Origin of the sequence: Luteibacter sp. CQ10, assembly GCF_040900725.1 — a bacterium.
Classification (GTDB): Bacteria; Pseudomonadota; Gammaproteobacteria; order Xanthomonadales; family Rhodanobacteraceae; genus Luteibacter.
The window spans coordinates 1,724,688-1,746,162 of sequence record NZ_JAEUYM010000001.1 but is presented as its reverse complement, the minus strand read 5'-3'; the positions used below and the strand labels follow the sequence as shown (position 1 = coordinate 1,746,162).

The window sequence follows — 21,475 nt, the reverse complement described above, 5'->3', positions numbered from 1 at the left end:
TTCACTACTGTTTTACGTCAACCCCTCCCCGAAGTCACCCGAACGCATTCGAATTCTTTCCGCCCTTTTCCCCGGGCACGGCAGTCGCGGCGCGAGCCGCGCGGTCGTTCTTGCGCAGGAGTTATTTGGCTTATGCATCACGCAATACGTATCGGCCTGGGCTTGGCCGTCCTCGCCGCTGCCGTCAACGCCGCCATCGCGGACGACCTGGACGCCGCCACGAAAAAGAAGAAGGACGCCACGAACCTGCAGGGCGTGGCCGTCTCCGCCGACCTCGACGATCCCAATCGCGCTCCCCCCGGCACCGCCGCCGCGCTTCCCACCACGCAGGGCAACCTGTTCGAGATGGAGCCGCAGTCGGTGTTGAGCCGCAGGTTCATCGAGACGATCGCGACGCCCAAGGCGGACTACCTCGCCGTGATGGAACTCACGCCTTCGGCGGTGAACGCCTCGCCCAACGGCGCGGGTCTGTCGAGCAAGAGCGCCACGGTGCGAGGCTTCCAGGACGGTGAATACGACGTGACCTTCGATGGCATTCCGTTCGGCGATCCCGGTGCCTTCGGCCACGCCACCACCGCGTTCTTCCCTGGTCCGTCGCTGGACAAGGTGGTGGTCGACCGCGGTCCGGGCATGGCGAGCAACTTCGGCAACGCGACCTTCGGCGGCACCATCGCGCTGTACTCGGCGCCCACCACCGACAAGCCGTCGGGCCAGGTGTCGGCGATGTACGGCAGTGGCTCCACCTGGCAGGTAGCCGGCGAAGGCAACACCGGCGAGATGAACAAGATCGGCACCGAGGGTTCGGTCAACTACAGCCACACCGAATCCGACGGCTTGCTCAAGGATGCCGGCTTCCGCCAGGACAACGTGCTGTTCAAGGTGGACCAGCCGCTGGGCGATAACACCACGCTGACCCTCGTGGCCGACTACAACAAAGTGAAGTGGAACACCTTCACCGGCCAGCCGAAGCGCCAGACCGACAGGTTCGGCCTCGATTTCGGCGGCCTCAACGACGATCCGCTGTCGCAGGGCTTCTACGACTACAACATCGACGACCGCCACGCCGACTTCGAATACCTGCAACTGCACGGCGACTACGGCTCGATCCGCTTCGACGACAAGTTCTACACTTACGGCCTGCGCGACAGCGGCCCTGGTGGGGTGGACCTGCTGGGCAAGACGCCGAACGACGTGCTTCTGCCGGACGGCGGCGTACCGGGCGCGATCAACCATAGTCGCTATCGCGCCGTGGGTGACATGCTCACCGCCGAGAAGGACCTGGGCGACGGCTGGCTCGACAGCACGCTGCGCGCCGGCATCTGGGCCGAGCGCACCTCGCAAAACCAGGACCAGGTGACGGTCGACCTTGCCACGATGGATCCGCGCATCTTCTCGACGGCCAAGAGCGCGAACATCATCACGACCCGCCAGCACACCAACACCACGCAGAGCTACCTCGAGTGGGAATGGCGCCCGGTCGACAACCTCACCATCACCCCGGGCGTGAAGCAGATCGTGTTCGACCGCACGCTCGAGGGCGTGTCCAACTTCCTGCCGGTTGGCGGCGCGGGCCACTTCAGTACCACGCTGGGCTCGATGGGTGCCAACTACCGCATCCAGCCAAACCTCTCGGTGTACCTGCAGGTGGCCAAGGGTTTCCAGGCGCCCAAGGTGAACATCCTCCAGGGCGGCGACCAGGGCAACGTCGAACCACAGAAGACCACCAACTACCAGGCCGGCGTGGTCTGGAAGACCCCATCGATGGTTGCCGATCTCGACGTGTACTACATCGACTTCAACAACCTGGTCACCAGCGTCGAGGAACCGATCGGCCCGGGCGGCTCGCTCATCAGCGTATTCACCAACCAGGGTGGCGTGATCTACAAGGGCGTGGAAGGCGAGTTCACGACGATGCTGGGCGACTCCGGCCTCAGCTTCACCGCCAACGGCAGCATCAATTCGGCCTACTCGAAGACCACGCACCTGCAGATTGCCAACGCGCCGCTGTCGACGGCCGACGTGGGATTCATCTACGACCAGGGCGCGCTGTACGGCTCGTTCCTGGTCAAGTACGTGGGCACGCGCTTCACCGGCACCGGCGAGACCGCCGGCAACACCTACAACCCCCATACCAGGCTGCCGAAGTACAACTACACCAACTTCAACATCGGGTACCGCATCACGCCTGACCTCAGGGTGCAACTCTCCACCAATAACCTGTTCGACCATCGCACGGCGATCCAGGGCAACGGCGCGGCCACCGACCCGACGTACTACTACCTGGCGGAGCGCAACTACACGGCGCAGGTCACCTATACGTTCTGATCGGGCAAGGGGTTATCGAAGATGCACAGCAAGGTTTCCATCGCGCGCCCGGCACTCGCCGTCGCGCTGACCCTGGTCGTCACGATGTCGGCGCTGCCGGCGTCGGCCGCCGACCACGTGAGCGAGGTCGATCCGTTCATCGGTTCGGACTGGTTCGGCGACGTGTTCGTGGGCGCGACAACGCCCTTCGGCATGGTCAAGCTCGGTCCCGACGTATTCGGCTACGGGTATCGCAAGGGCTTCAAGAGTACGGGCGAGATCCGTGGATTCAGCCATCTGCACCTGAGCGGCGGATCGGGCAAGTACGACAATATCCGGGTCATGCCGGTCACCGGCGAGGTGCGTCCCGGCGATTTCCATTCGCCACGCGCCAACGAGCAGGCCAGCCCGGGGTATTACGCGGTGGACCTGCCTGGCTACGGCGTGCACGCGGAACTGACCGCGACGCGCCGCACGGGCGTGCATCGCTATACGTTCAGCCGGACCGGCGACGCGCACATCACGCTCGACCTCGACCTGCTGGTGCCCGGCAAGGGCGAGGAGTCGCAGAAATTCCTCGGCGCCGACCTCAAGGTGGTGTCGCCGACGGAGGTCGTCGGCGTGGCGCATTACGCCGGCGGCTGGAACGAAGGCGGTCGCTACGACGTTTACTTCGACATGATGACGGACACGCCCGCCGGCGGCACCCGTACCTGGCTGGGCGGCAAGCTCGGCACGGACCGCGATGTGCACGCCGCGGGCCCCACGCCGGTCGGTGTGTCGTTCGATTACAAGGTGGAAGCGGGGCAGGCGATCCAGGCGAAGGTAGGCATCTCCTTCGTCAGCCTCGACCAGGCTCGGCGCAACGCGCGCGGCGAAGTGCGCGATTTTCGCTTCAACGACGTCCGCCAGGCCGCGGTGGCGGCATGGAACAGGGCCCTGGCCCGCATCGAGGTGGCTGGGGGCGATGTCGCGCAGCGCCGCACGTTCTACACGGCGCTGTACCACACGATGATGATGCCGTCGGACCACACGGGCGAGAACCCGAAATGGACGTCGTCCGAGCCGTACTACGACGATTTCCAGGCGATCTGGGACACCTTCCGCAGCCAGGGGCCGCTGCTCACGCTCATTGCGCCGGACCGCCAGCGGGACATCGTTCGCTCGCTCGTGGATACCTACCGCCATGCGGGCTACATGCCCGACGCGCGCGTGGGCAACGACAACGGCCGCACGCAGGGCGGCAGCAACGCCGACGTGCTGGTGGCGGACGCGTTCGTGAAGGGACTCTCCGGCATCGACTACAAGGCGGCCTTCGAGGCGATGCTGAAGGACGCTACCGTACCGCCGGCCGACGCGCGCAAGGAAGGTCGCGGCGGCCTCGATACGTACAACACGCTGGGCTACGTGGCCCTGCCGACGGAGCGCGCGGGATCGCGCACGGTCGAATACGCCTATGACGACTTCACCATCGCCGAAGTCGCCTGCGGCCTGGGCAGGCCCGAGCAGGCAGCGCTGTACACGAGGCACGCGGGCAACTGGACCAACCTGTGGGATGCCGGCGACGAGCATGAGGGCGTGAAGGGCTTCTTGCGTCCGCGCAACGCCGACGGCAGTTGGGCGCCCCAGTACCTGGTGCGCCGCGGCACGTGGCCCGACTTCTACTACGAAGGCGACCTGTGGACGTACTCCATCTACGCGCCCCAGGACGTGCGTCGGCTGGTCGAGATGTCCGGCGGCAAGGAGGCCTTCGTCAAACGGCTGGATACCACCTTCGACAACCTGCACTTCGACATCACCAACGAACCGGGTTTCCTGGTGCCCGATCTCTACCTCTGGGCGGGTCGTCCGGACCGGACGGCGGATCGGGTGACCACCTTTCTCGAACGTGCGTTCAACGACACGAAGGGCGGTATTCCGGGCAACGACGATTCGGGCGCGATGTCGAGCTGGTATGCGTTCCAGTCGATGGGCTTCTATCCGAACCCGGGCCAGGACGTGTACCTGATCGGCACGCCCGCCTTCGCCGATTCGGCCGTCGACCTGGGCGGCGGCCGGATCTTCCGCGTGCATGCCGAGCACTTCACCCCCGACCACACCAACCGCTACGTGCAGTCGGCCACGCTCGACGGCCAGCGGCTGGATACGGCATGGTTCCGCCATGGCCAGATCGCCAGGGGCGGACAACTGACGCTGGTGATGGGGCCGACGCCGTCGTCGTGGGGTACCGTCATGCCGCCGCCGTCGATGTCCGATCCTGGCTTCACCCTTTGCTCGCGATCGTCCCGCTGAACCGTTGACGGAGAAATACGATGATGTTCAACCGTTTCCATGTGCTGGCGATGGCCGTCGGCACGATGTTCGCGGCGATGCCGGTCGCCGGTGCCGACGCGGTGCGGATCAACCAGATCCAGGTGATCGGTACGCACAACAGCTATCACGCCGGTTTCGCGCCCAGCGCCCGCAAGGTGATGATGAAGGAGGCGGCGCAGCAGTTCGCCGCCATCGACTACAGCCATCCGTCGCTCACCCGCCAGCTCGACGACGGCGTGCGGCAGGTGGAGATCGACGTCTATTCGGATGCGAAGGGCGGTCTCTACCGCGACCCGGTGATCGACCACATGATCGCCGTGAACGGCCTGCCGGCCGATCCGCCGACGGCGGCGCCGGGTGTGTGGGAAAAGCCGGGCTTCAAGGTGATGCATATCCAGGGCTTCGATCAGCGCAGCACCTGCCAGCCCTTCGTGGCGTGCCTGGAGGAATTGCGCGCATGGTCGAAGGCCCACCCGCGGCACTCGCCGCTGTTCGTGTTGCTGGAGACAAAGGAAGAACCCCTGAAGGTCAAGATGCCGACGGTGACTCCCGAGCGCTTCACGCCGGCCGTGTTCGATGCGCTCGACAGGGAGATTGGCTCGGTCTTTCCGCGCGATGAGACCATCGTGCCCGATGACGTGCGGGGTCACCACGACACGCTCGACGCCGCGGTTCGGGATGGCGGTTGGCCCACGATCGACGCCGCGCGCGGCAAGGTCGTGTTCCTGCTCGACCAGCGCAAGGTCGAATCGGTGTATACCGATGGACATCCCTCGTTGCGCGGTCGCGTCGCTTTCACCAACGCCACGCCGGGCGAGGCCGACGCCGCGTTCACCGAGTGCAACGAATGCGACAAGGCGAAGATCGACGACCTCGTGTCGCACGGCTACCTCGTGCGTGCGCGCACCGACGATCCGGCGCAGGGGCAGGGCCTTCGCAACGACGGCTCGCGTCGCGACGTGGTACTCGCCAGCGGCGCCCAGCTGATCAGCACGGACTATCCGGCGGGTGAGCCCTCGGCAGCGGGCTATGCCGTGGGTTTCCCGAACGCCGTGCATGTGCGGTGCAACCTGCTCAACGCGCCGAAGAGCTGCCGTAGCGGGAGTCTCGATCACTGACGCCGAGCGTGCCCCGGCCTGGCGGGCGGTAAACGCCCGTCAGCCCAGTTCCTTGATGCGGATATTCCGGAACCAGATGTGGATCGGTTCCACGCCCTTGTCCTCGCCGCCCTGCAGCGAGATGCGGCCCTTGTGGAAGAGGCCGTAGCCCGGCATCTTCGCGAACTTGGTCTTCGACACCAGGGCGTTCCATTCCGGCGTCCACATCGTAGTATCCACCGTCTTGTAGCCGTTCTGGAAGAACTGCACGTGGCCGTGGTCGACGATGATCTCGATCTGGTTCCAGTTGCCGTGCTCGAGCACGTTTTCGACGCGGGACGAGATCATGTCGAACAGGTCGCCCGAGCGCTCGTAGAGCGTATAGCTGTCGGGCTTGGTGCAGACCAGGTCGGCAATCTGCATTTCGGGGCCGGTTTCCCAGGTGTAATGATATTTGGGCGACTCGTTGACGTTGAACATGATGCCGGCGTCCGCGCAGGCGGTCATTTTCCACTCGAGCTTCAGGTCGAAGTTTTCGTATTCCTTGTCGCTGACGAGATCGGCCACGTCGGCGTCGGCGGCCTTGTGGCCGCGCTCCAGGCGGATCGCGCCATCGTCCACGCTCCAGGCCTTGCCCGTCCCCTTCTGGTTGAAGGAGTGCCAACCGGCGAGGCTCTTGCCGTCGAAAAGCGACACCCAACCCTGGTCATCCTTCGCGTTGGCCGTGTCGGCGGCGTGGACGGGGAGGGCGGCCATGCAGGCGAGGGCGACGACCTTGAAAACTGTTCGGGACATGACGTGCTCCGGGGAAGGGAACGCCGAGCGTACTCCCGTTCAGCCGGCGTTGCCATCGTTTGGACGTCCGTATGAAATTGCCGGTGACGACATGTCCTGGCTGTGTGCTTTACGCAGCCTGCGCTTTCAGCGCCTGCCGAATGTCGTCGAGCAACGGCGCCAGCGGGCCCACGCCGTCCAGGGTGCGCAGTACGCGGCGCAGCGAGCGCAGGTCCTGTCGCGCGCCCAGCGCGTCCGACAGCTCCGACATCTTCTTCAGAGCGGTCTTGTCATGGTGTCCTCGATGATGCGACGACGCCTCCATCGCTTTCAGTGCCTTGCGCCAGAACTCCAACTGCATGCGCAACCGTCGGGCACGGCGGCGCCAGCGGTGGTGGTCGATATCGGTGCCCCGATCCATCGCGCGCGCTTCCGCGTTCGACACGCGACGCTCGGAGCGGGCCAGGGCCTTTTCGACGTCACGACGTTCGAGCTTGCTCCATGGCAGCGACTGGATCTGCGCCCCGACATCCGCCAGTCGCTGTCGGCGGCGGCGGAAGGCGGGGTCTTTTCGCAGGGCGTCGTCGAGCTTCGCGTCGCGGCGTGCCTCGAGCAGGCCGATGGCTCGTTTCCACGGCGGGGAGGGTCGTTCGCCGGCGACGCCGCGTGCGATGGTCGCGGCCACGTGCGCGTCCCGCAGCGACGACAGTCCCGTGGCGAGCGACGACAGCTCGGCCCAGGTCGGCTCCAGCGCCTTGCCAAAACGTCCCGCGCCCAAGGCAAGGAGGCTTTTCAGCCGGCGGATCGATTTACGCGCCTCGTGCACGCCCTTGTGACGGTCGGAGGTATCCGACAGCGCGCGGATGGCCCGCCGGGATTCGCGAGCGGCCAGGGAGGCCAGGGCGTCGGCGACCGTCGAGGGCGGCATGGGCAGGGTCATGCCGTTACATACCATGGATGACCGGCGGGAGTGACCCGGCTTCGTCATCTTGACCGACAAGAGCGCCGCTGGCCCTGCATCGGTGGTTCGTCAGGGCAGGAGACCCCGACGCATCCGGCGCTCGCCTCGTTGAATCCGCCCGCGTGTCGCTGCGGATTCAGTACGGCTTCGGAGGTTCAGCCCTCGCCGCCGTCGTTTTCGGCCGGAGCATCCGCATCAGCCGACTTGCGGCGTCGACGCGGTTTGACCTCCAGCAGGCCCTGCAGGTAGGCGATGCCTTCTTCGGGAGGGAACCAGGCGACCACGTCGGCCACCGTGAGGCTGTAGCGTTGGCGCAAGGCGTCGAATTCCTCGCGGGCGCCGGCCAGCGGATCGACCTTCTTCGGCCGCCCACGCGGCTTTGGCGCCGGCTTGGGAGCGGGTTCGGCTTTCGGCGGGGGTGGGGGCGTGGGCTCGGGTGAGCGACCGGCGATCTGGCGATCGAGGGCGGCGAGTTCCTCCTGGAACTGGCGGAAATCGTATTTGCCTGACGAATTCATCGCGAATGGTTCAATGCGGTGAAAAATCCCATTATTACACGGATTTGTCGCCGAACCTTTGAGAATTTCGCCCAATCGCCGTGGATTCAGTCACCGCGGAACGTCACCACCAGTACGTCGCGATGCGAGGCCCTGGACGGATCGATGGGCGTCACCGGCGTCACGCCGTGGAATACCCGCGGATCGTGGATCCATGCCGCGTCGAGTGGCTTGGTCAGGGTGAATTCGCCCAGTGCCCGGCCGTCCGGCGAGTGGATGGTGGTGGTGCCGCTGGCGATGTTTTCGCGATCGACCAGCAGCACGAGCACGTAGTCCACGCCGTCGCGGTGGCTGCCTTCCGGCGTGGGTTCGCCCGACGCGCCCGCCGTGGCCTCGATGCGGAACTGGTGCACCTCGACGTGCCAGTGGGGTACGTCGGGCGACAGTCTTCCGAAGACGTCGCGGCAGTAATCGAGGATGGCGTGCATGCTCGCGCCGTCGGCGATCTCGGGCAGCACCGGTTCGAACCAGCGCTCGATGTCGCCCTGCAGCGTGTTGTACGCCAGCGTCTGAAAGTGCGCCTGGTGTGGCTTGCGTTCGATCGGACCGTGTTGCGAGGCCACGTAGGTCGCATGGCGACGGCGGCGGAAACGGCCGGTGGCGGCGAGGTACGTATCCGGCTCGAGCGCGCTCCAGCTCGCGGCGAAGGCTTCCCAATCGGACAACGGCGCGGTGTGCTCGAACAGCCGGCGCATGTCGGTACCGTGCACGAAGGCGAAGCCCTCGTCCCGGACCTGATCGTGGAGGAGGGTTTCGGCCGCTTCGGGGGAAGGATTCATGGACGAATTGTTGCACCTGCCATCGCCAGCGGGAATATGGGCGAAAAGCCGCACCCTCCCGCGCACTCGCCCGCGGCGAAGCCGCCGGTCCCTCAGGGAGCTTGCAAAGGCTGGGGACGGTCCAGGGCGGCGAGCAGCGCGCCATCGCGCTGGTAGATGTCGGGCTTGTAGGCGAGCTTGCCGTCGTCGTCGACATCCACTGTCCAGTAGGCGAGCAATACGGGCACGGCCGTGGGAAGCGTGACGTTCTGCGTCTTGCCCGCGTCGATGCGCGCATCGATCGCTTCGCGGTTCCATTTCTCCGGATCGTTGAACAGCAATTGCACCAGCTCGAGCGGGTGCTCCACGCGGATGCAGCCGGAGCTGGTGTCGCGTTTGGCCTGCTCGAAGAGTTCCTGGTGCGGCGTGTCGTGCAGGTACACCGCGAACGAGTTGGGGAAGCGGATGACCACCCGACCCAACGAATTCCCTGGGCCGGCGTCCTGGCGCAACGTGATGCCACGCGGATTGGCCCAGTCGACGCTGGCTGGCGAAAGCCGGTTGCCCGCGCTGTCGAGCACGCGGATGCGATTGGCCGCGAGGTAGCCCGGGTTGCGCCGGATCTTCGGCAGTACGTCGTTCTTCAGGATGGTGGGCGGGATCGTCCAGGTCGGGTTGAAGGTGACGTAGGTGATCTGCGAGCGGAAGATCGGCGTGCTGCGATAGGGCTTGCCCACCTGCACGCGGGAGGTCCAGACGGGTTGGCCGTCACGGTAGAAGCGTATCTTGTAGCCCGCCACGTCGACCACGACGAAGGTGCCCTGCAACGCGTGCAGCAGCCATCGTGCGCGCTCCATGTTCACCCGCACCTGGCCGATGCGTTCGGCGATCGGCACGTTCAGGGCGGCAAGCGTGTCGGTGCCGACATGGCCTTCGGCATGCAGGTACTGATCGGCCTGGAACCGCTTCGTCGCATCGGCCAGCGGATTGTCGAAACGCTCGCCGGTGGCCAGCGTGGGATCGAGATACCCTCCGGCGACCAGCCGCCGGCGCAGCGAGGCCACGCGTGGATCGGTCATGCCGGGCTTGAGCGTGGGCCCGTCGGGTACGACGGGCCATCCGCCGTTCGCGGCTTGCTCGCGCAGGTCCGCCAGGGCGCCGCGAAGTTTCGCGTACAGGGGATGCTGCGGCCGGGCCATGGCGAAGGCCTGTTCGACGCTGCGCTCCTCGATGGAGGTTTGCAGCATCGACATGCCCTGTTGCGGATCGATCACCGCCGGATCGAAATTCCAGGCGGGATCGAGGCGCATCGGATCGACCTTGCCTCGTGCCAGCTGGATCAGCGCGGTGATGTAGGCGGCGCTGGCTTCGATTTCCACGTCGGCGCGACGAGCGGGCGGCGCGTCCTTCCAGCCGGGGTCGCCGAACGCCGCCTTGAGCGCGGAAAGGTGATAGTCCTCGGGCAGCAGGCCGTCGCCGTCCATGGAGGCGAGGCCGACAAGCAGTTGGCGCACGTTGTCCTCGTCGGCCCAGGCGGCCGCGTAATGTCGCTGGGCGTAGAAATCGGAGACGGCCTTGCCTATCGCGGCATCCTGGCGGGGCAACGGTCCACCCTGCAAGGGCGTCATCCGCTGGATGCGGGCATAAATGGCCTGCGCCATCGGATCGTCCATCGGCGGGGGCGGCGGGGCCACAGCGGTGGCGATATCGGCGGGATCCGGCGCGACGATGGGGGGAGGGGATGGCGTGGAACTCGGGGCCGGAAGCACCTGCGCCATGCCGAGCATGGGCATGACGGCAAGCGCGATGCCCACAATGATGGCGCGTGGCCGAATTTCCATAGTCATGGTCTATCGATCCGTGGTTTGACGGCGGGGTTTCTTAACCCTTCACCTATATGAAGGGCAGCGATGTGACGGAATTGTGGTCAAGGAATGACCAGCGCGTTAGCATCGACCGATACCTGTTTGCCGGCTGTCCCGATGATCCGTCCGTTCCGTTCGCTGATCGCGTGCGCGCCCCTTCTTGGCGCCCTGTTTTTCCTTCCCTCCCAAGCCCATGCCGCCGATACGCTCGGTGAGGCGCTGGCGCGCCTTGCGCCATCGGCCGACCCGAAAGTCATCGAAATGGCGGTGGATGCGGCGGAATGCGCCCAGACGCAGGATGGCAAACCCGCCGACCGGCTGGCGGTCATCGATTACTCGCGGCCGTCCTCGCAACCGCGGATGTGGGTGTTCGATATCGCCCAGCGCAAGCTTCTCTTCCAGGAGCTGGTGGCCCACGGCAAGAACAGCGGCGACGCCAACGCCACGCGGTTCTCCAATGCGCCCGAGAGCCTGGCCTCGAGCATCGGCCTGTTCCGCACGTCGGACACGTACATGGGCAAGAACGGCTACTCGTTGCGCATGAGCGGCCTGGAGCCGGGCGTGAACGATCAGGCCCTGGCACGCGCCATCGTCATCCACGGCGCGGCCTACGTGAACGAGGCGATGGCGAAGGTCGCCGGCCGCATCGGCCGCAGCTGGGGATGCCCGGCCGTCCGCCTGGCGGTCGCGCACAAGCTCATCGACGCCCTCAAGGGCGGTCAGATGGTGTTTTCGTACTACCCCGACAAGCGCTGGCTGGCCTCTTCGCCCTACCTCAAGTGCAGCGCCAGCCAACTGGCGAAGGCGGAGGCTCGCGGTGTCCCGAATCCGGGCACGTAAACGCAGGGCACCGCGCTCGCGTTAGAATCCGCGGAACTTCATCGTGGAACACAGCATGAAATACGTCGTCCTTGCGTCCGCAGCCTGCCTCGTACTCGCCGGTTGCGCCACCAGCGGCATGAAAGACACCCTGCCCAAGCTCAGCAGCAAGACCGACAAGAGCGTCAGTGCGTACGTGCAATGCATCGTGCCGAAGTGGCAGGCCTTGTCGAAGGACGCCAAGGGCGACGCGAAGGACGACAAGGGCACCGTCACCGCCAACGACGACGGCAAGCACGAGCGCCTGGAAGTGCACGCCAACGCCGCGGGCGCCCAGGTGGTGATGTACGAGCTGCAGAAGGGCAAGGGCGACTACGACGGCCGTTTCCGCGAGGAAGCCATCGCCTGCCTGTAAAGCGCGCCCGGCTGAAGCGGTGGGCGCGGTCCGCGCCCACACCGGCCCGCGGAGGCCGTATCAGCGCGTCGAGCGTGCGTTGCGGGCCCGCTCCACCGCGTCCAGCAACTGGTCGCGGCTGAAGGGCTTCTCCAGGAAGACGGCCGAACGGGGAAAGGGCGCGATGTCCTGCGGGAGCCGGCTGGACACTACCACCATCGCCGTATGCGGGCGGTCGCGAAGGGCCGCCTGCAGCAAGGCGCCGCCGCGATGCTCTCCGGGCGTGTCGGCGTGGATCACCATGAGGTCGAGGTCGGACATGCCATGGAACGCGCGCTTGGCGTCGCGGTACGTCATGGTGGGCTCGACGGTATAGCCCGCGTCGGTCAATACCATGGCGACGGTTTCGGCGACCATGGGGGCACGGTCGAAAACGAGGGCGGAACGACCGGCGGTGGTTGGGTTCATGGGCGCAGTCTAGCTGGCAAAAAGGCGTTTGTGGCGTCAGTTCGGCGAGGGCTCCGGCGGCCAGTTCGAATTCACCTCCTTGATACGGTCGACCAGCTGGCGCACCTCCTCGTTGCGGTCGTTGACGCGCTTCTCCTCGGCCGCTTTCTGGGCCGCGAAATCGTGGTTCGTGCCCATCACGGCCTCGTAAACCAGCCGGCAGGTTTCCTCGGCATGGGCCGCGCGGGTATGGAAGCCCAGGCGGTCGGCCAGTATCTCCATCCGCAGGCCCGGATGCGCCTGCTCCAGCGATTGGGCGCGAACGAGGAAGAACTGCTGCCACTCGCGTTCCGGCGCGCCGGAGAGGATCGCCTCAACCCGGGGAATGTCCGGGCGCTCGAACTGCCCGCTGTCGTCGACGGCCTCGAACGATTCGATCTCGATCCAGTCGCGGCTGGCCATGGCGTGCTCCTCGTAGGGTGGAGCGGGATTCTTGGCGGCCTCGCGTCTACGGAACGTCGCGGCTTGCGTTTCCGGCACGCAGGGCCTATACGAAGGCGAGATTCACCCTCACCCGAAGGAGTTCCATCCCATGCGTTACCTCGTCCTCGCCGGCGCCGTGCTGCTCGCCGGCTGCGCCACCCAGAACGAACGTCACGTCGGCATCCACGACACTTTGTCGAGCACCACGTTCTCCAACCAGGATCCCGGTGACGGCGACGCCACCCTCAACCTCGTGCGCGACCAGGGCCTTTGGGGGGCCGGTTGCTCCAGCGCCGTCTACGTGGACGACAAAGCGGTAGCGGACATGGAAATCGGCCAGCAGCTGGTGCTCCACGTGCCTTCGGGCGCTCGCAAGCTGAGCGTGGTGCCGCATGGCGCCTGCAGCGCTGACCGCATGGATGTCGACGCCACGGTGGGCCAGGGCGAGACGCGCAACTTCACGATTCCGGCCAATGGTGAAGGGCTTTCGGCACAGAACGCGCCAAAGGCCTGACGGGGCTTGTGCTTTCCGTCGCGGTGGCGCAAGAATCGAGGCGTCGCCGCGGCGCCGGCTTGAAAGGGGGCCACCTCGTGCATCGACGTATCGTTGGCCGTTACTCCATTGAAGTGCGAACGCTCAGGACCACCACCGGTGCCTGGAAGGCCGCGTACATCGTCGAGCCCGCCGTCCACGCGGGACCGCGCGACTTCGTCATGATTTCCCTGCTCGAGGAATTCGGTGACGAGCGTTCGGCGGTCGATGCCGCGATGGACCGGGGCGTGAAGCACGCCGACTGGCTCGATGCCGCACGAGTGGTCCAATCGAGCTGACGTGAGACGGCCCGCCACCGCGCCGTAACGCCTCCACGACAAAGCGCCGCCTAGCGTCGAGGACGGGCCACATGGGCTCGCCGACCGGAATCGACGCTTGTCCCAGCTCACCCTCTACCTCCCCTATACGGATTCGCCGCGCGGTGCGTGGCCGGTGCGTCGCAATGCCGACGTGGTCGGCACGTTCCCCACGCGTGACGAAGCGATGCGGCACGCCCGAAACCTGATCGGGTCGATTCGTGCCCAGTCGGGGCAAAAGGTGGACATCAAGGTCGAGGACGAAAACGGCGTCTGGCGGGTCGCCGACATCATCGACGGATAGTCCGGTCGCAGGATATGAGATGGGCGGGAGTGATAAGAGGCACCCGATTGCCGTCTCGACCTGCCCATGGCCGCCTACCTCCAAGCCACACGCCTCTCGGAGGCCGATGCCGTCCTCGCGACCCACCATGACGGTCGTACCCTGGCGCACCGCCTCACCGACAAATACGGCGACCGCGTCTGCTCGGCCTTCACCGTGTTCGGTCGCGAAGGCTCGTTCGTTCCATTGCCCGACGACCTGCCGCCCCCGTTGGCCAGGGCGCTGGCCACGCGTGGGATCGAGCGGCTTTACAGTCACCAGCAAGAGGCCTGGGAGGCGGCGCGGGCGGGCCGGAACGTGCTGGTGGCCACGCCTACGGCGTCGGGCAAGACGCTCTGTTACACCTTGCCCGTGGTCGCCGCGGCGCTCGAGGCCGGTGCCAAGGCGCTTTATCTCTTTCCCACCAAGGCCCTGGCGCAAGACCAGGTGGCGGAGCTGCTGGAATTGAACCGCGCCGGCGAACTCGGCGTGAAAGCGTTCACCTTCGACGGCGACACGCCGGGCGACGCACGGCAGGCCATCCGACTGCACGGCGACGTGGTGGTGAGCAACCCGGACATGCTCCACCAGGCCATCCTGCCGCACCACACGAAGTGGGCGCAGTTCTTCGAGAACCTGCGTTACGTGGTGATCGACGAGATCCACACCTATCGCGGCGTGTTCGGCTCGCACCTGGCCAACGTGCTGCGCCGGCTTCGCCGCATCTGCGCCTTCTACGGCGTGCGCCCGCAGTTCGTGCTGTGCTCGGCCACCATCGGCAACGCCACCCAGCATGCGGAGGCGTTGATCGAGGACGAGGTGCACACCGTCACCGACAGCGGCGCGCCCAGCGGCGACAAGCACGTGCTGCTGTGGAATCCGCCCGTGATCAATCCCGATCTCGGGTTGCGCGCATCGGCGCGTTCGCAGACCAGCCTCATTGCCCGCGTGGCGATCAAGGCGAAGATGAAGACGCTCGTTTTCGCGCAGTCGCGGCTGATGGTGGAGGTGCTCACCAAGTACCTGAAAGACGTATTCGACCACGACACGCGCAAGCCTCCGCGCATCCGGGCCTATCGCGGCGGTTACCTGCCCACGGAGCGCCGGGCGGTGGAGCGGGACATGCGCGCGGGTGACGTCGACGGCATCGTGTCCACCTCGGCGCTCGAACTGGGCGTGGACATCGGCAGCCTCGATGCCGTGGTACTCAACGGCTATCCGGGCTCCATCGCCGCCACGTGGCAGCGCTTCGGACGGGCCGGGCGTCGACAGCAACCGTCGCTGGGCGTATTGGTGGCCACCAGTGCGCCGCTCGACCAGTACCTGATGCGTCACCCGGCCTTCCTCACCGAGGCCAGTCCCGAGCATGCGCGCATCCAGCCCGACCAGCCCCTGATCCTGCTCGACCACATCCGTTGCGCCGCGTTCGAACTGCCTTTCGTGGCGGGCGACACCTTCGGTCCCGACGACGCCGAGCCCTTTCTCCAGGTGCTTGCCGAATCGGAGGTGCTGCATCGCGAGGGCGAGCGCTGGGAATGGATCGCCGACAGCTACCCGGCCAACGCGGTCAGCCTTCGTTCGGTCGCCGATGGCAACTTCGTGGTGGTGGACCGCACCGAGGGCCGGCAGACCATCATCGCCGAGGTGGATTACTCCGCCGCCGCGCTCACGTTGTACGAAGGTGCCATCCACATGGTGCAGTCGGTGCCTTACCAGGTGGAAAAACTCGACTGGGACGGGCGCAAGGCGTATTGCACGCGTACGCGCGTCGATTACTACACCGACGCCATCGACTACACGAAGCTCAAGGAGCTGGAGTGCTTCGATGGGGCGAAAGCGGGCGACGGTAGCGCGCGCCACGGCGAGGTCCACGTGGTACGCCGAGTTTCGGGCTACAAGAAGATCCGCTACTACACGCACGAGAACATCGGCTACGGGCCGGTGAACCTGCCCGACCAGGAGCTCCACACGACGGCCGTGTGGTGGCAGTTGCCGCAGACGGTGCTCGATGTGGCGTTCCGCTCGCGCCAGCACGCCCTCGACGGATTCCTTGGTGCGGCGTACGCGCTGCACACCTCGGCGGTGGTCGCCGTCATGGCCGAGCCGCGCGACCTGCAGAAAGCGGTGGGTGCCGGTGACGGCGGCTGGTCCGCGCAGGTGGACGCCTCCGGGCGAGGGCAGTTGCGCGGGGAGGGCGGCGACCTGACACGGCCGGACATGCTTGAACGTTTCCTGCCCACCGTTTATCTGTACGACAACTTTCCCGGCGGCGTGGGTCTGAGCGAGCCGTTGTTCCGCCGGGCTCCGGAGCTGGTGGGACACGCCTTGCAGACGCTGCAGGGCTGCGACTGCAAGGCAGGATGTCCGGCCTGCGTCGGACCAGTGCTGGCGGCGGACGAAGGGCGCGACATCACGCCGAAGGCGTTGGCGATACGCGTGCTCGAGTTGCTGGGGGCGGGCGCGTGAGCGACCTGGCTTCGAAGCTTGCCGCCCTGCGACGGCAGGCCGGCGTTTCCGCACGCTCTTTCGCCGATACGATCGGCTCCCACCCCTCCGGTAGAAAAGTGACCGGCACGGCAGGCGGGGTGGCGGCTACCGAAGGGCAGGGAGCCGATCGCATCGGCGATACCCGAATGCCTCGTCCTTCCACGCGCGCCGGTGTCGATCTGGCCGCCCTGCGCCGCATGGCCGGCGTACGCGAACGCGCCACCTCGCCACGCCCGCCGCGTCCCGTCACGCGAGAGGTTCCCGGCGACGAAATCGCCCCCGGCCTGCGCTACCTCGAACACGTCCACGCATGGCCCTTGCCACCGCCCATCGTCGATCTCACGTTCGCCCGGCTCAGCGAAGCGCCCAGCGAACACCTGCTGCATTTCGATACGGAAACCACCGGCCTGGCCGGTGGCACCGGCACGCGCGCCTTCATGATCGGCGCGGCCGATTGGCGTCCCGAAGGACTCCGCGTACGTCAGCTCTACATCACCACGATGGCGGCGGAGGGCGCGATGCTTCGCGAGTTCGCCCGCTGGGTCGACGACGACACGGTGCTGGTGAGCTACAACGGCAAGTCGTACGACGCCCCTTTGCTGGCCACGCGCTATCGCCTGGCGAGGCTCGCCAATCCCCTGGCGGGCAAGGTGCACGTCGACCTGCTGCATCCCATGCGGCGGCGTTACCGGCACGTCTGGGACAACTGCCGCATGCAGACGGCGGAACGCAACCTCCTGCGCATCGTTCGCGAAGACGACTTGCCGGGCTCGGAAGCCCCGCGTGCGTGGCTCACGTACCTGCGTGGGGGATCGTCCACCGATCTCGGGCGCGTGGCGGAACATAACCTCCAGGACGTGCGCAGCCTGAGCGCCTTGCTGGTCGAGGCACACGGTTGGGCGCATTCGCCCGTCGGTAACGAAAAATAGACGGCGATCCGCGCAGGCTCGTCGCTGCATCCATCACGTCGGGAGACGAAGGCATGAACGAAGCGACCAAGCCCTGCGATCACGTCGGCTGCGGATGCCAGGTGCCGATATCGCGGGACTACTGCAGCGAAAGCTGCCGCATGGCGGCGGAAAGCCAGAACATGGGCGGAGCCTGCGAATGCGGCCACGCGCAGTGCCAGCAACGCCACTAGCGAGGAGATGGCGATGACCAACGACGACAAACAGCAGACGCCCGGATATCGGGAAGACAATCCCAAGCCGCACAGTGGCCCGGCCAAGGTGCCCGGTGAAGGGCACCCGAAGGAGCATCAGAACATGCCGAAGGACAAACCGGGCAAGCAAGGAAGCTAAACCCCGTCGCACCGGCCCGGCCGGTGCGACGCATGCCACGGTCGGTGGGTCAGGCCGCGTTCGCCAGGCCGCCGATCCCCGCCACGGCGCTGTCGATCGACTTCGTCTTATGCTCGTCGCCCAGCGCCAGACCCTCTGCGCGAACGAACTCCAGATCGGTCACGCCGAGGAACCCGAACACGGCGCGGAGATAGGGCTCCTGGAAATCCATGCCGGCGGCCGGGCTGCCGGCACTGTAGATGCCGCCACGGGTCGAGGCGATGATCACCTTCTTGCCCACCGCCAGGCCCTCGGGGCCCGCCGAGGTGTACCGGAACGTCTTGCCGGCGACGGCGATGCGGTCGATCCAGGCTTTCAGCGAGCTGGTGATCGAGAAGTTGTACATGGGCGCGCCGATGACCACGACGTCGGCGGCCAGGAATTCGTCCATCACCTCGTCGCCGACGGTGGTCCCGGCGTCGGCCGCGGGCATGGCCCAATGGGGCAACGGAGCGGCGTGGACGTCACGATAGGTCACTTCAGCGTTGGGATGGGTCCGCACGAACTCGGCCACGATGGCCGCCGTGAGGTTGCGCGAAACGGAATGCGCGCCCAGGGCGCTGGCATCGATATGCAGGACTTTCATGGGATTTCCCTCGGCTGGGCCACGGTGGCCGCGATGGGGGAGACGATACGCCGGTGGACGCTGGACGATTAGACGGCTTGGAGTAGACTGATTGTTTCGATAGAGAAACGGCCAGGTACCCATCGATGGAAGGCGCACTCCAGGATCTGAACGATCTGTATTTCTTCGCTTCGGTCGTCGAGCACGGCGGTTTCTCGGCGGCCGGACGTGCCCTGGGCGTCCCCAAGTCGCGGCTGTCCAAGCGCATCGCCCAGCTGGAAGACCGCCTTGGGGTGCGCCTGCTCCAGCGGACCACCCGACGGTTCGTGGTCACGGAAATCGGCGAGCGCTTCTATGCCCATTGCCGCGCGGTGCTCGAGGAAGCCCGGGCCGCGCAGGACGCCGTGGACGAGCTGCGCACCGAGCCCCGCGGCGTGGTGAGAGTGAGTTGCCCGATCTCGCTCGCGCAGAACGTCCTCGGACCGATGCTGCCGGCTTTCATGCTGGAGCATCCGAAGGTGCAGATCCGCATCACCGCCACCAATCGCCGCGTCGACCTGATCGGCGAGGGATACGACGTGGCGATCCGCGTGCGCGAGAAGCTCGATACCGACGCGACCCTGGTGTTGCGCAGCATCGGTTACGCACGCAACCTGCTGGTGGCCAGCCCCAAGTTCCTCGACAGCAACGGCCGGCCGAAGAACCTTGACGAGCTGGCGCAATTGCCCGCGCTGTCGATGTATGAACACGAGGGCGCGCAGGTGTGGGAACTGGTCGATCCCGACGGCAAGAAGGTGGCCGTCGAGGTCAAGCCGCGCCTAGTGAGCGGCGATTTCTCCGTGCTGGTCGCCGCCGCCGTGCAGTGCTGCGGCGTCGCGTTGATTCCCGAGGAATTCTGCGCCCCGCTCATCGCCAACGGCGCGCTCGAATGGGTGTTGCCCGACTACGCCACGGCACAGGGCACCTTGCATTTCGTCTACCCGAGCCGACGCGGCCTGCTGCCCGCGGTGCGCAGTTTCGTGGACTTCCTCGCCGAACGCCTGCCCAAGGCGAGGGCCGAATACCACAAGGACTGCGAAACGGTGGCCACCGATCCCTCGGCGAGGGGGGCGGTGGCCTTGCGCCGCATGCTAGGATCGGAACATCCGGCGGCGTTTGGCCGTCCAAACGAATAAGAGCGCTCGATGCAGATCGAAACCAAGCTTCCCAAGGTCGGCACGACCATTTTCAGCGTGATGAGCCAGCTCGCCGTCGAACACAAGGCGGTGAACCTGGGCCAGGGCTTTCCCGATTTCGAGCCGCCCGAGGCGTTGCGCGAATCGATCACCCGGGCCATGGCCGAAGGCAAGAACCAGTACGCCCCGGGCATCGGCATCGCGAAGCTGCGCGAGCAGATCGCCTTGAAAACCGAACGCCTCTACGGCCATCGGGTTAGCCCGGATACCGAGGTCACCGTCACCTCGGGCGCCACGGAGGCCCTGTTCTCGGCCATCGCCTCCGTGGTGCGCGCGGGTGACGAGGTGATCGTCTTCGACCCCTGCTACGACAGTTACGAACCGGCCATCGAGCTCCAGGGCGCCACGGCGGTGCACCTGCCGTTGAGCCTGCCCTCGTTCGGCATCGACTGGCAGCGCGTGCGCGACGCGATCACGCCGAAAACGCGCATGATCCTGATCAACTCGCCGCACAATCCGTCGGGTGCCGTGCTGTCGCGGGCCGATCTCGACGAACTGGCGGCCATCGTGCGCGATACGCCCATCGTCGTGCTCTCCGACGAGGTTTACGAACACATCGTGTTCGACGGTGCCGACCACCAGAGCGTGCTGCGTCATGCGGAACTGGCCGCGCGCAGCATCGTGGTGTCCTCGTTCGGCAAGACGTACCACTGCACCGGATGGAAGGTCGGTTACGCCGTCGCGCCCAAGGCGCTCACCGCCGAATTCCGCAAGGTGCATCAGTACCTCACGTTCTGCACCTTCAGCCCGGCCCAGTGGGCGTTCGGCGAATTCCTCGAATCCACGCCGGCGCATTATCTTGAGCTGCCGGCGTTTTACCAGGCCAAGCGCGACCGGTTCCGTCAGTTGCTTGCGCCTTCGCGGCTGAAGCTGCTCGACGTGCCGGGCGGCTATTTCCAGCTGGTGGACTACAGCGCCATCCGCGACGTTGACGACATCAACTTCAGCGAGTGGCTGGTCCGCGAGGGTGGCGTGGCCGTGATTCCGCTCAGCCCGTTCTACGAGAGCGCGCCGGATACCCGCCTGGTGCGCCTGTGCTTCGCCAAGAACGACGCCACCATGGAAGCCGCCGCGGAGCTCCTGTGCAAACTCTGACCGTTTCCCTCATCCAGGGTGCGACTCGCTGGCATGATGCGGCGGGTAATCGTGCGTATTACGGCGCGCTCGTACGCGGCGTCGCGGGCAGCGATCTGGTCGTGCTGCCGGAGACGTTCCTTTCCGGCTTTACCAATGACACGCTGGTCAACGCCGACACCATGGACGGCGAGGGCGTGGCGTGGATGCGTGCGCTGGCTACCGAGACCGGGTCCACGCTTACGGGCAGCCTGGTGATTCGCGAAGACGATACCGTCTATAACCGGTTGATCTGGGCATCGCCCGATGGCAGCTTTGCTTATTACGACAAGCGGCACCTGTTCCGCATGGCCGGCGAGCATACGCGCTACGGCGGCGGCAACCGGCGGCTCATCGTCGAACTGAAGGGCTGGCGCATCCTTCCGCAGGTCTGCTACGACCTGCGCTTTCCGGTGTGGCTGCGCAACGGCCATCGCGAGGAGGCCGAGGGCGGCATGGATTACGACCTGTCGTTGTTCGTGGCCAACTGGCCGACACCGCGCCGGCAGCCCTGGCGCACACTGCTGCGTGCCCGTGCCATCGAGAATCTCGCCTACGTGATCGGCGTGAATCGTGTGGGCGTCGACGGCAACCAGTTGCCTTATGCCGGCGACAGCGCGGTGATCGATCCCGTGGGCGAACCCCTGATCGAGTTGGGTGCGCAGGAGCAGGTGGTCACCGTCACCCTCGATCCGGCACCGCTGCTGGCGCACCGCGAGCGTTTCCCGGCGTGGATGGATGCCGATCGCTTCGCGATCGACATCGACGCCTGAGTTACTTCACTCAGCTTCG

At 66.2% G+C, this 21,475-nt stretch carries 23 protein-coding genes; 15 read left to right on the top strand and 8 right to left on the bottom strand.

The window, feature by feature from the left end:
• The first annotated feature begins 132 nt into the window (after positions 1-132).
• From JNG39_RS07670 to JNG39_RS07660, 3 genes are read left to right on the top strand one after another with little or no spacing between them, the layout of a single operon-like run.
• A complete protein-coding gene (locus JNG39_RS07670; RefSeq protein WP_368310555.1) occupies positions 133-2,325 on the top strand; it encodes a TonB-dependent receptor in 2,193 nt (730 codons plus the stop codon).
• A gap of 21 nt (positions 2,326-2,346) precedes the next feature.
• Complete coding sequence (locus JNG39_RS07665) at positions 2,347-4,596, top strand: GH92 family glycosyl hydrolase (RefSeq protein ID WP_368310554.1); 2,250 nt, start codon at positions 2,347-2,349, stop codon at positions 4,594-4,596.
• Positions 4,597-4,616: 20 nt separating this feature from the next.
• Entirely contained in the window at positions 4,617-5,735 is a 1,119-nt protein-coding gene (locus JNG39_RS07660; protein ID WP_368310553.1) for a phosphatidylinositol-specific phospholipase C1-like protein, read from the top strand.
• 39 nt (positions 5,736-5,774) lie between these two features.
• Here the strand turns inward: JNG39_RS07660 and JNG39_RS07655 are convergent, their stop codons facing one another.
• The 5 genes from JNG39_RS07655 to JNG39_RS07635 all read right to left on the bottom strand — a co-directional run bounded on the left by JNG39_RS07655 (position 5,775) and on the right by JNG39_RS07635 (position 10,611).
• Positions 5,775-6,509, bottom strand: coding sequence for a DUF1080 domain-containing protein (locus JNG39_RS07655; protein ID WP_368310552.1), 735 nt, complete (start codon positions 6,507-6,509; stop codon positions 5,775-5,777).
• Between the two features lie 109 nt (positions 6,510-6,618).
• Positions 6,619-7,428: a CHAD domain-containing protein gene (locus JNG39_RS07650; protein WP_368310551.1), complete on the bottom strand. Its 810-nt coding sequence runs from the start codon at positions 7,426-7,428 to the stop codon at positions 6,619-6,621.
• A 176-nt stretch (positions 7,429-7,604) separates the two neighbouring features.
• A complete protein-coding gene (locus JNG39_RS07645) occupies positions 7,605-7,967 on the bottom strand; it encodes a 2-hydroxyacyl-CoA dehydratase (protein WP_368310550.1) in 363 nt (120 codons plus the stop codon).
• 86 nt (positions 7,968-8,053) lie between these two features.
• Positions 8,054-8,785 (bottom strand): 2OG-Fe dioxygenase family protein, encoded by a 732-nt coding sequence (locus JNG39_RS07640; protein ID WP_368310549.1) that lies wholly within the window; start codon positions 8,783-8,785, stop codon positions 8,054-8,056.
• Positions 8,786-8,877: 92 nt separating this feature from the next.
• Positions 8,878-10,611, bottom strand: coding sequence for a murein L,D-transpeptidase (locus JNG39_RS07635; RefSeq protein ID WP_368310548.1), 1,734 nt, complete (start codon positions 10,609-10,611; stop codon positions 8,878-8,880).
• Between the two features lie 135 nt (positions 10,612-10,746).
• Here JNG39_RS07635 and JNG39_RS07630 point away from each other — a divergent pair, with 135 nt between their 5' ends.
• A complete protein-coding gene (locus tag JNG39_RS07630; RefSeq protein WP_368310547.1) occupies positions 10,747-11,469 on the top strand; it encodes a murein L,D-transpeptidase catalytic domain family protein in 723 nt (240 codons plus the stop codon).
• A 55-nt stretch (positions 11,470-11,524) separates the two neighbouring features.
• Entirely contained in the window at positions 11,525-11,863 is a 339-nt protein-coding gene (locus tag JNG39_RS07625) for a hypothetical protein (protein ID WP_368310546.1), read from the top strand.
• A 60-nt stretch (positions 11,864-11,923) separates the two neighbouring features.
• Here JNG39_RS07625 and JNG39_RS07620 read toward each other — a convergent pair whose 3' ends face one another.
• On the bottom strand, positions 11,924-12,310 hold the full coding sequence (locus JNG39_RS07620) for a hypothetical protein (protein WP_368310545.1): 387 nt from the start codon (positions 12,308-12,310) through the stop codon (positions 11,924-11,926).
• 36 nt (positions 12,311-12,346) lie between these two features.
• Positions 12,347-12,751 carry a hypothetical protein gene (locus tag JNG39_RS07615; protein WP_368310544.1) on the bottom strand — a complete coding sequence of 135 codons (405 nt, stop codon included), beginning with the start codon at positions 12,749-12,751 and terminating at the stop codon, positions 12,347-12,349.
• A gap of 130 nt (positions 12,752-12,881) precedes the next feature.
• On the opposite strand from JNG39_RS07615, the gene JNG39_RS07610 reads away from it, so the two are divergent.
• The 7 genes from JNG39_RS07610 (at position 12,882) to JNG39_RS07580 (ending at position 17,731) form a co-directional block, all read left to right on the top strand.
• A complete protein-coding gene (locus JNG39_RS07610) occupies positions 12,882-13,286 on the top strand; it encodes a hypothetical protein (protein ID WP_368310543.1) in 405 nt (134 codons plus the stop codon).
• A gap of 77 nt (positions 13,287-13,363) precedes the next feature.
• Positions 13,364-13,603 (top strand): hypothetical protein, encoded by a 240-nt coding sequence (locus JNG39_RS07605; protein ID WP_368310542.1) that lies wholly within the window; start codon positions 13,364-13,366, stop codon positions 13,601-13,603.
• A gap of 97 nt (positions 13,604-13,700) precedes the next feature.
• Positions 13,701-13,925, top strand: coding sequence for a hypothetical protein (locus JNG39_RS07600; protein WP_368310541.1), 225 nt, complete (start codon positions 13,701-13,703; stop codon positions 13,923-13,925).
• Between the two features lie 66 nt (positions 13,926-13,991).
• Complete coding sequence (locus JNG39_RS07595) at positions 13,992-16,409, top strand: DEAD/DEAH box helicase (protein ID WP_368310540.1); 2,418 nt, start codon at positions 13,992-13,994, stop codon at positions 16,407-16,409.
• Positions 16,410-16,576: 167 nt separating this feature from the next.
• Complete coding sequence (locus JNG39_RS07590) at positions 16,577-17,359, top strand: ribonuclease H-like domain-containing protein (protein WP_368310539.1); 783 nt, start codon at positions 16,577-16,579, stop codon at positions 17,357-17,359.
• A 53-nt stretch (positions 17,360-17,412) separates the two neighbouring features.
• A complete protein-coding gene (locus tag JNG39_RS07585) occupies positions 17,413-17,571 on the top strand; it encodes a hypothetical protein (protein ID WP_186448123.1) in 159 nt (52 codons plus the stop codon).
• 13 nt (positions 17,572-17,584) lie between these two features.
• Positions 17,585-17,731 (top strand): hypothetical protein, encoded by a 147-nt coding sequence (locus JNG39_RS07580; RefSeq protein ID WP_368310538.1) that lies wholly within the window; start codon positions 17,585-17,587, stop codon positions 17,729-17,731.
• Positions 17,732-17,780: 49 nt separating this feature from the next.
• Here the strand turns inward: JNG39_RS07580 and JNG39_RS07575 are convergent, their stop codons facing one another.
• Positions 17,781-18,356: an FMN-dependent NADH-azoreductase gene (locus JNG39_RS07575; RefSeq protein ID WP_368310537.1), complete on the bottom strand. Its 576-nt coding sequence runs from the start codon at positions 18,354-18,356 to the stop codon at positions 17,781-17,783.
• 125 nt (positions 18,357-18,481) lie between these two features.
• Between JNG39_RS07575 and JNG39_RS07570 the strand changes: the two genes are divergently transcribed.
• The 3 genes from JNG39_RS07570 to JNG39_RS07560 are packed head-to-tail and all read left to right on the top strand — an operon-like array spanning position 18,482 to position 21,456.
• Complete coding sequence (locus JNG39_RS07570) at positions 18,482-19,510, top strand: LysR substrate-binding domain-containing protein (RefSeq protein WP_368310536.1); 1,029 nt, start codon at positions 18,482-18,484, stop codon at positions 19,508-19,510.
• 9 nt (positions 19,511-19,519) lie between these two features.
• Entirely contained in the window at positions 19,520-20,665 is a 1,146-nt protein-coding gene (locus JNG39_RS07565) for a pyridoxal phosphate-dependent aminotransferase (protein WP_368310535.1), read from the top strand.
• Positions 20,653-21,456, top strand: coding sequence for an amidohydrolase (locus tag JNG39_RS07560; protein ID WP_368310534.1), 804 nt, complete (start codon positions 20,653-20,655; stop codon positions 21,454-21,456). The genes JNG39_RS07565 and JNG39_RS07560 overlap by 13 nt, the downstream gene beginning before the upstream one ends.
• Positions 21,457-21,475 lie beyond the last annotated feature (19 nt).